This is a genomic window from Mycobacterium sp. NGS39 (genome assembly GCF_059812765.1).
The window spans coordinates 227,225-240,472 of the sequence record NZ_JCALDH010000006.1; the positions used below are offsets into that span (position 1 = coordinate 227,225).

The following is a 13,248-nucleotide window of genomic DNA, read 5'->3' on the forward strand; positions in this document are numbered from 1 at the left end:
CACGTTAAGTTGACGGGCATGACGGACACTGCTGTTGCCGACAACGCGGCCGCTGCGACTGGCGGGCGGCCGCCGTTCGTGTCCCGCTCCGTGCTGGTGACCGGCGGAAACCGGGGGATCGGGCTGGCTGTCGCGCGGCGGCTCGCCGCCGACGGGCACAAAGTCGCCGTCACCCATCGCGGCTCCGGTGTGCCCGACGCGGACCTGTTCGCCGTCGAATGTGACGTCACCGACAACGACGCCGTCGACCGCGCCTTCAAAGAGGTCGAGGAGCATCAGGGCGCCGTCGAGGTGCTCGTCGCGAACGCCGGCATCGCCGCGGACGCATTTCTCATGCGGATGACGGTCGAGAAGTTCCAGAAGGTGATCGACGCGAACCTCACGGGGGCGTTTCGGGTGGCTCAGCGTGCCTCGCGCAGCATGCAGCGCAAGCGGTTCGGGCGGATGATCTTCATGGGTTCGGTCTCGGGCACCTGGGGCATCGGCAACCAGGCCAACTATGCGGCGTCCAAGGCCGGCCTGATCGGGATGGCCCGCTCGATCTCCCGTGAGCTGTCGAAGGCCAACGTCACCGCGAATGTCGTCGCCCCGGGATACATCGACACCGAGATGACCCGAGCGCTCGATGAGCGGATCCAGCAGGGCGCGCTCGAATTCATCCCGGCCAAGCGTGTCGGCACCGCCGAGGAGGTGGCCGGCGTGGTGAGTTTCCTGGCGTCCGAAGATGCCAGCTACATCTCCGGCGCGGTGATCCCGGTCGACGGCGGCATGGGCATGGGCCACTGAGAGGACAGATATGACGCTGCTCGAAGGCAAACGGATCCTGGTCACCGGGATCATCACTGATTCGTCGATCGCCTTCCACATTGCGAAGGTGGCGCAGGAAGCCGGCGCGGAGCTGGTGTGCACCGGCTTCGACCGGTTGCGGCTCATCGAGCGCATCCTCGATCGGCTGCCTCAGAAGCCGCCGCTGCTGGAGCTCGACGTGCAGAACAACGAGCACCTCGACACGCTCGCCGACCGGGTCACCGAGGTGATCGGCGAGGGCAACAAGCTCGACGGTGTGGTGCACTCGATCGGTTTCATGCCGCAATCCGGGATGGGCATCAATCCGTTCTTCGACGCGCCGTTCGAAGACGTCGCCAAGGGCATCCACATCTCGGCGTATTCGTATGCCTCGCTTGCCAAAGCGCTACTGCCGATCATGAATCACGGCGGGTCGATCGTCGGCATGGACTTCGACCCCAGCCGGGCGATGCCCGCTTACAACTGGATGACCGTCGCCAAGAGCGCGCTCGAGTCGGTCAACCGCTTCGTCGCACGCGAAGCCGGCCCGCACGGCGTGCGGTCCAATCTCGTTGCGGCAGGGCCGATTCGGACGCTGGCGATGAGCGCAATCGTCGGCGGTGCACTCGGTGAAGAGGCCGGCGCCCAGATGCAGCTGCTCGAAGAAGGCTGGGACCAGCGGGCGCCGATCGGCTGGGACATGAAAGACCCGACGCCCGTGGCGAAGACGGTGTGCGCGGTGCTGTCGGACTGGCTGCCCGCGACCACCGGAACGGTCATCTACGCCGACGGCGGCGCGAGCACCCAGTTGCTTTGAGTTGAGCCGCAACGACTTCGACGCCCTGCTGCTGCTGTCGTTCGGCGGCCCGGAGGGGCCGGAGCAGGTGCGCCCGTTTCTGGAGAACGTCACCCGCGGCCGAGGTGTGCCGCCCGAGCGGCTCGACGACGTCGCCCGGCACTACCTGCATTTCGGTGGCGTGTCGCCGATCAACGGGATCAACCGTGCGCTGATCGAGCAGATCCGCGCGGAGCTCGCCGACCGCGGCGAGCAGCTACCGGTGTATTTCGGTAACCGCAACTGGGAGCCGTTCGTGGAGGACACCGTCGTCGGAATGCGCGACGACGGCGTGCGCCGCGCTGCGGTGTTCGCGACGTCCGCCTGGGGCGGGTACTCCAGCTGCCGGCAGTATCTCGAGGACATTGCGCGGGCACGCGCCGTCGTCGGCGCCGGCGCCCCCGAACTGGTGAAGCTGCGCCACTACTACGATCACCCGCTGCTGGTGGAGATGTTCGCCGACGGAATCGCCGCCGCTGCGCAGACTGTGCCGGCCGGCGCGCGGCTGGTGTTCACTGCGCATTCGATTCCCGTTGCGGCGCAAGACAAGTGCGGACCGAAACTGTATGCACGTCAAGTCGCACATGCGTCGGCACTGGTAGCAGCCGCCGCCGGATACGACGACTTCGACCAGGTGTGGCAGTCCCGCTCCGGGCCGCCGCAGGTGCCGTGGCTGGAACCCGACATTTCCGACCATCTGAGCGCACTGGCTGCCCGCGGCACCGCCGCGGTGATCGTGTGCCCGATAGGTTTCGTCGCCGACCACATCGAAGTGGTGTGGGACCTGGACCACGAATTGCGCGAGCAGGCAAAGTCTTTGGGCATCGCGTTCGCCCGGGCGACCACGCCGAATGCGGATCGTCGATTCGCCTGTCTTGCCGTGGATTTGATCGACGAGCTGCGTCTTGGCCGAGATCCAGCTCGGGTCCCGGCATCGGATATGCCTGCATTGCAGGGCTTTTCGGTGAACGGCGCTCCTTGCACAGCCGCGTGCACCTGACCGGCGAAGTGTCAGCGCGGTGACTCCCGGACTTCCGGCTCGGCGAGCGTGCGCAGTTGTCCGCGTCCCCCCGGCGTGTCGCTGTGCAGACACGCACGCTCGCGGCAACAAGGGAAGTCAGCGGCGCCAGGCCGAGTGCAGGATCGCATTGACGGCAGCCATCCGCGCGGACCGCACCACCGCAGACAACGGCGTGAACGCGTCACTGACGATCTGCGCCTCAGAGCTCACCGCAAGGATCGCATCGACGCGCGCGGCGTTCTCCAGCACACGCAGCGCACGAGAGGGCGCCCCGTCGGGCACGCGGTGCGCATGCGTGGATTCCAGCAGCTGCTCGACCATGCCGCGCGGGTCGGCGACCGCATAACCCGGCCGGATCGCGCCGAACGCGTCGGCGGCCGAGCGCACCGCGTTACGCAATGCGTATTCGGCTTCGCCGAGATCTGGATGCTCCGCCGGCGGCACTTCCGGCAGGCAGTAGACCGTCCACAGCACAGCCCGCGGGGCGTCGTCACCGGCGTCGTATCCGTTGTCGCCGTAGTCGAATTCCGGCACGAGCCCGATCGCGGTGCCCGGTTCGCCCGCCACCACGATGGCCTCCCCGGCGGCCAGCGCGTCTCGCTGGAATTGTGTTCCGGCGGTCAGCCCGCGCACGTCTCCGGGCACGGGCAGCAGGACGCGGATGGACCCCTCGCAGGGGCCGGTCCGAGGCGCGGTCGTGCGCAGCGTCTGCAGCAACGTGACCACGCTGGCATCGTCCACATCCGGCCACGGCAACCCAGTGTGCCCGGCGGTGACCGAATCGTATGCCGCGACGAAATGCCTTGGCGCCCATAGGCTTAGCGCATCCAGAACGTCGTCTGGCGCAGCCGAGCCGGCGAGCCAGGCGTTGGCCCACACCGACAGCGAGACACTCGGGCACCACATGACCGCCGAGTGTAATAGTTCGCCGCGGAGCGGGCTGGTTTCGCGTTAGGCTGGCGTCATGCCTGTGGCGCTGATCTGGCTGATCGTCGCGCTGGCGCTGGCGGGCGCGGAGGCTTTGACCGGCGACCTGTTTTTACTGATGCTCGGCGGCGGTGCGCTCGCGGCGGCAGGGGCCAGTGCCGCGTTCGACTGGCCGGTCTGGGCCGACGGCGTCGTGTTCCTTGGTGTGTCGGTTCTGCTGCTCGTCGGTGTCCGGCCCGCATTGCGCCGACACCTCATCACCGGCAAGGGCCTGCCGGAGCCCATGAAGGAGCTGGAGGGCAAAAGCGCGCTCGTGCTCGACCGGGTGGCGCGGCACGAGGGTCAGGTCAAGCTCGACGGCCAGGTATGGACCGCCCGGCCGCTCAACGAGAGCGACGTCTACGAACCGGGGGACCACGTGACCGTCGTACACATCGACGGAGCCACCGCGGTCGTCTCCAAGATCGACTAGACCTGGAATAGCAGGAAGGAACCCTCATGGAAGGTGCCGTCGCCGGGCTGGTGCTGCTCGGCGTGCTGGTGATCCTGGCGATCATCATCGTCGCGAAATCCGTTGCGCTGATACCACAGGCCGAGGCTGCGGTGATCGAACGGCTGGGCCGCTACAGCAAGACCGTGTCCGGTCAGCTGACGCTGCTGCTGCCGTTCATCGACCGGATCCGCGCGCGAGTGGACCTGCGCGAGCGCGTGGTCTCCTTTCCGCCGCAGCCGGTGATCACCGAAGACAACCTGACCGTCAACATCGACACTGTCGTCTACTTCCAGGTGACCAATCCGCAGGCCGCGGTGTACCAGATCAGCAACTACATCGTCGGCGTCGAGCAGCTCACCACCACCACGTTGCGCAACGTGGTCGGCGGTATGACGCTGGAGCAGACGCTGACGTCGCGCGACCAGATCAACGCGCAGCTGCGCGGCGTGCTCGACGAGGCCACCGGCCGGTGGGGACTGCGAGTCGCACGCGTCGAGCTGCGCAGCATCGACCCGCCGCCGTCCATCCAGGACTCGATGGAAAAGCAGATGCGCGCCGACCGCGAGAAGCGCGCGATGATCCTCAACGCCGAAGGTGTCCGCGAGTCGTCGATCAAGCAGGCGGAGGGGCAGAAGCAGGCGCAGATCCTGGCCGCCGAAGGAGCGAAGCAGGCTGCGATCCTCGCGGCCGAGGCCGACCGGCAGTCGCGGATGTTGCGGGCGCAAGGTGAGCGCGCCGCGCAGTACCTGCAGGCTCAGGGTCAAGCCAAGGCGATCGAGAAGGTGTTTGCAGCGATCAAGTCCGGCCGGCCCACTCCTGAGCTGCTTGCCTACCAGTATTTGCAGACGCTGCCGCAGATGGCCAAGGGCGAGGCGAACAAGGTCTGGATCGTGCCCAGCGACTTTGGATCTGCGCTGCAGGGATTCACCAAACTGCTGGGAGCGCCGGGCGACGATGGGGTGTTCCGGTATCAGCCCTCTCCGGACGACGACGCCAAACATGCCGCGCCCCATGACGATTCGGCCGAAGTCGCCGACTGGTTCAACACCGAAACCGATCCGGCGATCGCGCAGGCGGTGGCCGCAGCCGAGGCCGACGCGCGCAAACCGGTGGCCGGACCCACTACTCCACCGTCGTTGACCAGCTGATGAGTGCGCTCACCTCGCCCAAGACCTACGTCGCACTCGCCGCGTTCCAGGCCGGTGACGCCGTGGCGTGCGCAATCCCGCTGCCGCCGATTGCGAAGCTTCTCGACCAGCTCGGCGTTCCGGAAGGCATCCGCTGGGTCCTGCCTGTCGCGAAGGCCGCGTCGGCGATCGGGCTGGCATCGGTGTTGCGGTTTCCGTGGCTCGCCAGGCTCACCACCGCGATGCTGACGCTGTACTTCATCCTCGCCGTCGGCGCGCACGTGCGCGCCCGCGACCGCTTCTACAACGCGATTCCGGCGGCCACGTTCCTGGTGACGTTCGCCGCGATGACGGTGAAGGGTCCCGACCGATCCTAGGCGGCTGAGTCGACGGCCCTGCGCCGATGTGCCCGCACCTCGTATGCCAGCCCGGCGATGCCGACGGACGCGGTGAGCACCGACACGACGACGAGCACCGGATTGACCCGGCCGGTGACGGCATCGCCCAGCACGACGATCGCGAGCGTTCCCGGCATCAGTCCGATCAGCGTCGCCAGCGTGTACGGCAGCAGTCGCACCGCCGACATGCCCGCGGCGTAGTTGATCACCGAGAACGGAACGGCGGGGATCAACCGCAGCGAGAACACCACCGGCCAGCCTCGGCCGCGCAGCCGCGCGTCGACCGTCTCTACTGCCGGATGGCTGACCAAGCGGTCCAGCCGCCAGCCCGTCGCCCGCACCAGAATCAACGCGATCACCGCGCTGATGGTGCTGGCCAGCACCGCCAAGGTGACTCCCAGCGCGGTCCCGAACAGCAGACCCGCGGCGAGCGTGAAAGCGGTTCGGGGAAACGGCAAGACCGTGACGAGCACGTGGGTGGCGAAAAACACCAACGGAACCCAAGCACCGGCCGAGGTCGCCCAGTCGCGCACCTGCACGGCCGTCGGCATCGGGGTGAAGAACCACAGTGCGACCAAGATCACAATGGCGGTCGCCATCGCGACAATGCGCCGGCGGGGCACTTGCTGAGCCGCGACAACCATGGCGGAGTTGAGTCTGCGCAGGTCACGCAGGGCTCCGCCGATCTTCATGGCTATCGAGAGTACGGCCCCTTGATGAACACGTCGTTGATGCTGGCTTAGCCTGAACACGTGTCTATCGAAGCCAGCGTCGACCCCTCCGAGGTAGAGCAGGCTCGTCAGCGTTGGCGCTCGGCAGTGGCCGGCGTGCTGGCGAAAACCCACAAGTCCGATCTGCCCCCCGATCCGGAACGCCTGCTCGACACGCCCACTTACGAAGGCTTTCCCGTCCGGGCGCTCTACACCGCGCTCGACGCCCGCTCCGAGCATCCGTTGCCGGGGCGCTGGCCGTTCGTTCGCGGCGCCGACGCGCTGCGTGACGTCAACACCGGCTGGAAGGTCGCCGAGACCTTCCCGCCGCCGGGGGAGACCGGCGTCAGCGACCTCAACGGTGCGGTGCTGCTGTCGCTGACCGAAGGGGTCAGCGCGCTGGTGCTGCGGGTAGGCGACGGCGCCATCGCACCGGGTTCGCTCGGCGACGTTCTGGAGGGTGTGTTCCTCGAGTTGGTGCCGGTCGTGCTCGACGCCGGCGCCGACTTCGTCAGCGCCGCCGAGGCGGTGCTCGCGCTGGCTGCGCAACTGGACGAGGGCAAGTACGCGATGCTGTCGGTCGACCTGGGTGCCGACCCGCTCACCGCGCCGCTGAGCGGGCGCGCGGCGCCGAGCCTCGACGACGTGGTCGCGGTCGCGTCTCGGGCGGGCGGCTATCGGGGGGCGGTGCGCACGGTCACGGTCGACGGTCCCGCATTCCACAACCTCGGCGCCAGCGCGTCCTGGGAGCTGGGCGCCGGCATCGCCGCCGGCGTGGCGTATTTGAGGTCGCTGTCGTCGGTCACGGCCGCACATGCTCTGCGCCAAATCAGCTTCCGGTTCGCCGCAGACGACGACCAGTTCATGACGATCGCGAAATTCCGTGCAGCGCGGCAACTTTGGGCTCGTGTGGCCGAAGTCGTCGGCGCCCCGGGCGCCGGCGCGGCGACCATGCACGCCGTCACCTCGCTGCCGATGATGACTCAGCGTGACCCCTGGGTGAACATGCTGCGCACCACTGTTGCGGCATTCGCGGCCGGAATCGGCGGCGCCGACACGGTTTTGGTGCATCCGTTCGACGTCGCGATCCCGGGCGGCGCGCCGGGGATGAGTCCCGGCTTCTCGCGGCGCATTGCACGCAACACGCAGCTGCTGCTGCTCGAAGAATCCAACATCGGACGCGTGCTCGATCCCGCGGGCGGCTCCTGGTACGTCGAAGATCTCACCGAAGCACTGGCGCAACAGGCATGGGACCACTTCCAGGCGATCGAGGCGCGCGGCGGCTTCACCGAAGCTCGCGACTTCGTCGCAGACGAGCTCGACCGGCTGCATCAGAAGCGCACCGACGACGTCGCGCACCGACGCGCCAAAATCACCGGGGTCAACGAATACCCCAACCTTGCCGAGGCGCCGCTTCCGCAGGCCGGGGAGACCACCGATACCGGATTACGCCGGTACGCCGCCGGTTTCGAGGCATTGCGGGACCGATCCGATGCCTATCTGCAGCGCACGGGAAGCCGGCCGCGCGTGCTGTTGCTGCCGCTCGGGCCGCTGGCCGAACACAACGTCCGCGCGACGTTCGCCACGAACTTGTTGGCGTCCGGCGGAATCGAGGCCGTCAACCCCGGCCCGCTGGATGCTGCCACGATTCCCACAGCCGTCGAGCAGGCTGGCCGCCCCGACATCGCGATCATCTGCGGCACCGACAAGCGCTACGGCTCCGAGGTGGCCGGCGCGGTGGAGGCGGCGCACGCGGCCGGGATCACGACCATTTATCTGGCCGGTCCGCAAAAAGCCGTCGCGGATGTGGACCAGGCCCACCAGCCCGACGCATATCTGACCGCGACAATCGATGCGGTCGATGCCTTGTCGAACCTGCTCAGCCGATTGGGGGCGTGAGGACCGATGACGACTTCAGACGTCTCCGTAATCGCCAGCTTCGCCGACATCCCGCTGCACGGCGACGAGGTGGCGACTCCGCCGACCGCAGCGGACGTGTCCGCGCACGTCGCCGCCGCGGCCAGCGCCCACGGGTACAGCCCGGACCAATTGGATTGGCACACACCGGAAGGCATCGTCGTCAAACCGGTCTACACCGCCGCTGACCGGGCCGCCGCATCCGCGGAAGGCTATCCGCTCAACAGCTTTCCCGGTGAAGCGCCGTACCTGCGCGGGCCGTATCCGACCATGTACGTCAACCAGCCGTGGACTATCCGCCAGTATGCGGGGTTCTCCACCGCAGCGGAATCGAATGCGTTCTACCGGCGCAACCTGGCTGCCGGGCAGAAAGGTCTGTCGGTCGCCTTCGACCTGGCCACCCACCGCGGCTACGACTCCGACCACCCCCGCGTGCAGGGCGACGTCGGGATGGCCGGTGTCGCAATCGACTCCATCCTCGACATGCGCCAGCTGTTCGACGGGATCGACCTGGCTTCGGTGTCGGTGTCGATGACCATGAACGGTGCCGTGCTGCCGATTCTCGCGCTCTACGTGGTGGCCGCCGAAGAGCAGGGGGTGCCGCCGGAGAAGCTCGCCGGGACCATCCAGAACGACATCCTCAAAGAGTTCATGGTCCGCAACACCTACATCTACCCACCGAAGCCGTCGATGCGGATCATCTCCGACATCTTCGCCTACACCAGCGCGAAGATGCCGAAGTTCAACTCGATCTCGATCTCGGGCTACCACATCCAAGAAGCCGGAGCCACAGCCGATCTCGAGCTCGCTTACACACTGGCCGACGGGGTCGAGTACATCAAGGCCGGGCTGGACGCCGGACTGAACATCGACCAGTTCGCGCCGCGGCTGTCGTTCTTCTGGGGCATCGGCATGAACTTCTTCATGGAAGTGGCCAAGCTGCGGGCCGGCCGGCTGCTGTGGAGCGAGCTGGTTTCCGACTTCAATCCCAAGAACCCGAAATCGCTTTCGCTGCGCACACATTCGCAAACCTCCGGCTGGTCGTTGACCGCGCAGGATCCGTTCAACAACGTCGCGCGCACCTGCATCGAGGCGATGGCCGCCACCCAGGGGCACACACAGTCTTTGCACACCAACGCTCTTGACGAAGCGCTGGCCCTGCCCACCGATTTCTCCGCGCGCATCGCACGCAACACCCAGCTGCTGCTGCAGCAGGAATCCGGGACCACGCGGCCGATAGATCCTTGGGGCGGTTCGTATTTCGTGGAGTGGCTCACCCATCAACTCGCGCAGCAGGCGCGTGCGCACCTGCGCGAGGTGGCCGAGCATGGCGGCATGGCGCAAGCGATCAGCGACGGCATTCCCAAGTTGCGCATCGAGGAGGCCGCTGCCCGCACGCAGGCCCGCATCGACTCCGGGCAGCAGCCGGTGATCGGCGTGAACAAGTATCGGGTCGACGAAGATCCGGCGATCGAGGTGCTCAAGGTGGACAACACCAAGGTGCGCGCCGAGCAGTTGGCCAAGCTGCAACAGCTGCGCGCCGAGCGGGACCCGGATCAAGTCGAGGCCGCACTCGCAGCGCTGACGCGGGCCGCCGCCGAAAACGACGGCAATCTACTGGAGTTGTCCATCAACGCCGCCCGGGCCAAGGCCACCGTCGGCGAGATCTCCGACGCGCTCGAGAAGGTCTATGGCCGCCACCAGGCCGAGATTCGTACGATTTCGGGCGTCTACCGCGACGAGATCGGAAAGGGGACCGCTATTTCGTCCGCCACCGAGCTCGTCGAGAAGTTCGCCGAGGCCGACGGCCGCCGGCCGCGCATCCTGGTCGCCAAGATGGGCCAGGACGGCCACGACCGCGGACAGAAGGTGATCGCAACGGCGTTCGCCGACATCGGGTTCGACGTGGATGTCGGCTCGTTGTTCTCCACGCCCGAGGAGGTGGCGCGGCAGGCCGCCGACAACGACGTCCATGTGATCGGTGTGTCGTCGCTGGCCGCCGGACACCTGACACTGGTTCCGGCGCTGCGCGACGCGCTCGCCGACGTCGGCCGGCCCGACATCATGATCGTGGTGGGCGGAGTGATTCCGCCCGACGATTTCGACGCACTCTATGCCGCCGGGGCGACCGCGATCTTCCCGCCGGGAACCGTGATCTCCGACGCCGCGATCGGCCTGCTGCGTAAGCTCGCCGAGCGGCTCGGCTACAGCCTGGACTGATGGCCGAAACGACCGATCGGGTCGCCGAGGCGATCCGCGCCGGCGACCGAACCGAGCTGTCCCGGGCGATCACGCTTGTCGAGTCGACGCGGCCCGACCACCGCGAGCAGGCCCAGCAATTGCTGCTGACGCTGCTACCGCAGGCCGGAAGCGCGCTACACGTCGGCATCACCGGGGTACCGGGCGTGGGCAAGTCGACGGCGATCGAAGCGCTCGGCATGATGCTGATCGAGCAAGGGCACCGCGTCGCCGTGCTCGCGGTCGACCCGTCGTCGACGCGTACCGGAGGCTCGATTCTCGGCGACAAGACCCGGATGGCCCGCCTCGCAGTGCATCCCGATGCTTACGTGCGTCCGTCGCCGACGTCGGGAACGCTGGGCGGCGTCGCGAAAGCCACCCGCGAAACCATCGTGCTGTTGGAGGCCGCCGGCTTCGACGTGATCCTGGTGGAGACCGTCGGCGTCGGGCAGTCCGAAGTCGCGGTGGCCAACATGGTGGACTGCTTCGTCTTCCTGACGCTGGCGCGCGCCGGAGATCAGTTGCAGGGCATCAAGAAAGGCGTGCTGGAACTCGCCGACATCGTGGTGGTGAACAAGGCCGACGGCGAGCATGCCACCGAAGCGAAGGCGGCCGCTCGCGAACTGACGATGGCGATCCGGTTGATCTACCCGCGCGACACTTTGTGGCGGCCACCGGTGCTGACCATGAGCGCGCTGGAGGGTACCGGTCTGCAAGAGCTGTGGGACACGGTGCTGCGACACCGCGACGTGCTGACCGAGGCCGGCGAGTTCGAGGCGAAACGCCGCCAGCAGCAAGTGGATTGGATGTGGTCGATGGTGCGCGACGCGGTGCTGGACAGAGTGCTGTCGAACCCGGCGGTGAAAGACATTCGCGGCGACGTCGAGCGGCAGGTCCGCGACGGCGAGTTGACCGCTGCGCTGGGCGCGCAGCGGATCCTGGACACCGCCTCGCAGCCGTAGATTAACGGAACCATAACAATGGGTTTGTTTGGACAGCTAAAGGGTCATCATTAGCCTGTGACGCGCGCTCAGCTGCATCTGATCGACAGTGGCTTGCCCCACGGGGTGCAGGGCGCCGCCGATCCCCACTTCGCGTGTGCGATCCGGTTGTTCTCGAAACTCTTCCCGGGCCGCCGGTTCGGTGGCGGCGCGCTGGCGGTGTATCTCGACGGCCGACCGGTGGTCGACGTGTGGACGGGATACTCCGACCGGCGCGGAAAACAGCGGTGGACCGCCGACACCGGTGCAATGGTCTTCTCGGCCACCAAAGGCGTGGCCGCGACCGTGATCCACCGGCTCGTCGACAGGGGACTGCTCAGCTACGACGTGCCGGTGGCGGCCTACTGGCCGGAGTTCGGGGTGAACGGCAAGCACGCGATCACAGTCCGCGACCTGATGGGTCACCGCGCCGGTCTGTCGCACCTCAACGGAGTCAGCAAGACCGAACTGCTGGACCACGTCGCGATGGAAGCACGGATGGCGGCCGCGCATGTGACGCGCCTCCTGGGCCATCCCGCTTATCACGCAATCACTTACGGCTGGCTGGTTTCCGGGCTCGCGCGCGCGGTCACCGGTGTCGGCATGCGCGAACTCATTCGCTCCGAAGTGGCCCGTCCGCTCAACATCGACGGCTTGCATCTGGGCCGCCCGCCCGCACATTCGCCGACCCGCACTGCGCAGATCCTCGCGCCGCAGAGCACGCGCGCCAACCCGCTGTTCAATCTGATCGCACCCAAGTACGCGGCATTGTGGTTCTCCGGCGGCTTTGGGGCGATGTACTTTCCCGGTGCGAAATCCTTTGTGCAGGGCGACATTCCGTTCCTCGACGGCGAAATCCCTTCTGTCAACGGGGTAGCGACCGCTCGGGGGCTGGCGAAGATGTACGGCGCGATCGCCAACTGCGGACGGATCGACGGAATGCGTTATCTGTCAGCAGATGTGGTGCGCGGGCTGGCTGGCCGGCCGAGCCTGCGGCCCGATCTCAACATCGTTGTGCCGCTCGCTTGGCACCTGGGCTACCACTCCGTGCCGATTCCCGGTGTGCTGCCGGGATTCGGGCATGCCGGGCTCGGCGGGTCGATCGGCTGGGCAGATCCCAGCACCGGGATGTCGTTTGGTTTCGTGCACAACCGGCTGCTGACGCCAATGGTTTTCGACCAGGCGACGTTCGCGGCACTGGGAAATCTGCTGCGCCGTGGCGCAGAAGCCGCGCGCAGGCACGGCGCGCACTCGGTGCCACATTTCGGTGCGCCGTACACCGAGCCGTCGGAATCGGTCGCGGGCTAGACGCCTCGTCAAAGGCTGAAGGCCTGGACCGACTTCCTTGTAGTCAGTCGGTCCAGGCCTCCGCGAGAGTCGCTCAGTAGTTGTTGCAGGTGTTGAAGACCTGCTGCAGCATGCCGATGTACGGCCGGTTCGCCGGCGCGTTCATCATGTTCTCAGCCATCTTCTGGCGTTGATCCGGCGGCGCGGCCAGGAACTGCCGCAGACCCGACTGCAGCTTGCGCGACGAGTTGAAGTACGCAGCCGCAGTGGCATCCTGCGCGTTGAGCGCCGCCACCCACTGCGGATACGTGCAGGTCGTGTTGACCACCGGACCCAAATCCGGGTCCGCGGACGCGGTCCCTGCGGCGCCGGTGAGCGCGATTGCCAGACTGCCCACCCCGATAGCCAGTCCAGTCAGCGAACGCTTGATCATTCGAAACTCCCTCCCTCTAGCTGACCGCATCGACTCTAGCCATCGAAGCCGAGCGGTGCATCAAGGTCGGCAAACATCGGTTAACCAAGCACTGCG

General features: G+C 67.1%; 13 protein-coding genes. 10 read left to right on the top strand and 3 right to left on the bottom strand.

Annotated features, from left to right (window positions below):
* Positions 1-18 precede the first annotated feature (18 nt).
* Genes fabG1 through AC5Y39_RS11070 form a run of 3 tightly spaced genes read left to right on the top strand, consistent with a single transcriptional unit; the run spans position 19 to position 2,621 of the window.
* Complete coding sequence (fabG1, locus tag AC5Y39_RS11060; protein ID WP_500017138.1) at positions 19-786, top strand: 3-oxoacyl-ACP reductase FabG1; 768 nt, start codon at positions 19-21, stop codon at positions 784-786.
* Between the two features lie 10 nt (positions 787-796).
* Positions 797-1,603 carry an NADH-dependent enoyl-ACP reductase InhA gene (gene inhA, locus AC5Y39_RS11065; protein ID WP_500017136.1) on the top strand — a complete coding sequence of 269 codons (807 nt, stop codon included), beginning with the start codon at positions 797-799 and terminating at the stop codon, positions 1,601-1,603.
* Between the two features lies 1 nt (position 1,604).
* The gene (locus AC5Y39_RS11070) at positions 1,605-2,621 is read left to right on the top strand and encodes a ferrochelatase (RefSeq protein ID WP_500017134.1); all 1,017 of its coding nucleotides are present in this window, start codon (positions 1,605-1,607) and stop codon (positions 2,619-2,621) included.
* Between the two features lie 117 nt (positions 2,622-2,738).
* Here the strand turns inward: AC5Y39_RS11070 and AC5Y39_RS11075 are convergent, their stop codons facing one another.
* Positions 2,739-3,548, bottom strand: a complete 810-nt coding sequence (locus AC5Y39_RS11075; protein WP_500017132.1) for an Rv1486c family protein — start codon at positions 3,546-3,548, stop codon at positions 2,739-2,741.
* A 58-nt stretch (positions 3,549-3,606) separates the two neighbouring features.
* Here AC5Y39_RS11075 and AC5Y39_RS11080 point away from each other — a divergent pair, with 58 nt between their 5' ends.
* From AC5Y39_RS11080 to AC5Y39_RS11090, 3 genes are read left to right on the top strand one after another with little or no spacing between them, the layout of a single operon-like run.
* Positions 3,607-4,041, top strand: a complete 435-nt coding sequence (locus AC5Y39_RS11080; protein WP_500017130.1) for an NfeD family protein — start codon at positions 3,607-3,609, stop codon at positions 4,039-4,041.
* Between the two features lie 26 nt (positions 4,042-4,067).
* Positions 4,068-5,210 carry an SPFH domain-containing protein gene (locus tag AC5Y39_RS11085; RefSeq protein WP_500017128.1) on the top strand — a complete coding sequence of 381 codons (1,143 nt, stop codon included), beginning with the start codon at positions 4,068-4,070 and terminating at the stop codon, positions 5,208-5,210.
* Positions 5,210-5,566 (top strand): DoxX family protein, encoded by a 357-nt coding sequence (locus AC5Y39_RS11090; protein ID WP_500017126.1) that lies wholly within the window; start codon positions 5,210-5,212, stop codon positions 5,564-5,566. Before AC5Y39_RS11085 ends, AC5Y39_RS11090 begins: the two co-directional genes overlap by 1 nt.
* Here AC5Y39_RS11090 and AC5Y39_RS11095 read toward each other — a convergent pair.
* Positions 5,563-6,279, bottom strand: coding sequence for a TVP38/TMEM64 family protein (locus AC5Y39_RS11095; protein ID WP_500017125.1), 717 nt, complete (start codon positions 6,277-6,279; stop codon positions 5,563-5,565). The two genes, AC5Y39_RS11090 and AC5Y39_RS11095, sit on opposite strands and share 4 nt — an antisense overlap.
* Before the next feature lie 60 nt (positions 6,280-6,339).
* On the opposite strand from AC5Y39_RS11095, the gene mutA reads away from it, so the two are divergent.
* From mutA to lipL, 4 genes are read left to right on the top strand one after another with little or no spacing between them, the layout of a single operon-like run.
* Positions 6,340-8,196: a methylmalonyl-CoA mutase small subunit gene (gene mutA, locus AC5Y39_RS11100; protein ID WP_500017123.1), complete on the top strand. Its 1,857-nt coding sequence runs from the start codon at positions 6,340-6,342 to the stop codon at positions 8,194-8,196.
* Positions 8,197-8,202: 6 nt separating this feature from the next.
* Complete coding sequence (scpA, locus tag AC5Y39_RS11105; RefSeq protein WP_500017121.1) at positions 8,203-10,434, top strand: methylmalonyl-CoA mutase; 2,232 nt, start codon at positions 8,203-8,205, stop codon at positions 10,432-10,434.
* Positions 10,434-11,414: a methylmalonyl Co-A mutase-associated GTPase MeaB gene (meaB, locus tag AC5Y39_RS11110; RefSeq protein WP_500017119.1), complete on the top strand. Its 981-nt coding sequence runs from the start codon at positions 10,434-10,436 to the stop codon at positions 11,412-11,414. The genes scpA and meaB overlap by 1 nt, the downstream gene beginning before the upstream one ends.
* 57 nt (positions 11,415-11,471) lie before the next feature.
* The gene (lipL, locus tag AC5Y39_RS11115; protein ID WP_500017117.1) at positions 11,472-12,740 is read left to right on the top strand and encodes an esterase/beta-lactamase LipL; all 1,269 of its coding nucleotides are present in this window, start codon (positions 11,472-11,474) and stop codon (positions 12,738-12,740) included.
* Between the two features lie 73 nt (positions 12,741-12,813).
* On the opposite strand, the gene AC5Y39_RS11120 is transcribed toward lipL, so the two are convergent.
* Positions 12,814-13,152, bottom strand: coding sequence for a hemophore-related protein (locus AC5Y39_RS11120; protein WP_499909878.1), 339 nt, complete (start codon positions 13,150-13,152; stop codon positions 12,814-12,816).
* Between the last annotated feature and the right edge of the window lie 96 nt (positions 13,153-13,248).

Excerpts from the sequence above, each read along its gene's own strand:
- fabG1 (WP_500017138.1), top strand. The coding sequence starts at position 19 with ATGACGGACACTGCTGTTGCCGACAACGCGGCCGCTGCGACTGGCGGG.
- inhA (WP_500017136.1), top strand. The coding sequence starts at position 797 with ATGACGCTGCTCGAAGGCAAACGGATCCTGGTCACCGGGATCATCACT.
- AC5Y39_RS11075 (WP_500017132.1), bottom strand. The coding sequence starts at position 3,548 with ATGTGGTGCCCGAGTGTCTCGCTGTCGGTGTGGGCCAACGCCTGGCTC.
- AC5Y39_RS11080 (WP_500017130.1), top strand. The coding sequence starts at position 3,607 with ATGCCTGTGGCGCTGATCTGGCTGATCGTCGCGCTGGCGCTGGCGGGC.
- AC5Y39_RS11085 (WP_500017128.1), top strand. The coding sequence starts at position 4,068 with ATGGAAGGTGCCGTCGCCGGGCTGGTGCTGCTCGGCGTGCTGGTGATC.
- AC5Y39_RS11090 (WP_500017126.1), top strand. The coding sequence starts at position 5,210 with ATGAGTGCGCTCACCTCGCCCAAGACCTACGTCGCACTCGCCGCGTTC.
- AC5Y39_RS11095 (WP_500017125.1), bottom strand. The coding sequence starts at position 6,279 with ATGAAGATCGGCGGAGCCCTGCGTGACCTGCGCAGACTCAACTCCGCC.
- scpA (WP_500017121.1), top strand. The coding sequence starts at position 8,203 with ATGACGACTTCAGACGTCTCCGTAATCGCCAGCTTCGCCGACATCCCG.
- meaB (WP_500017119.1), top strand. The coding sequence starts at position 10,434 with ATGGCCGAAACGACCGATCGGGTCGCCGAGGCGATCCGCGCCGGCGAC.
- AC5Y39_RS11120 (WP_499909878.1), bottom strand. The coding sequence starts at position 13,152 with ATGATCAAGCGTTCGCTGACTGGACTGGCTATCGGGGTGGGCAGTCTG.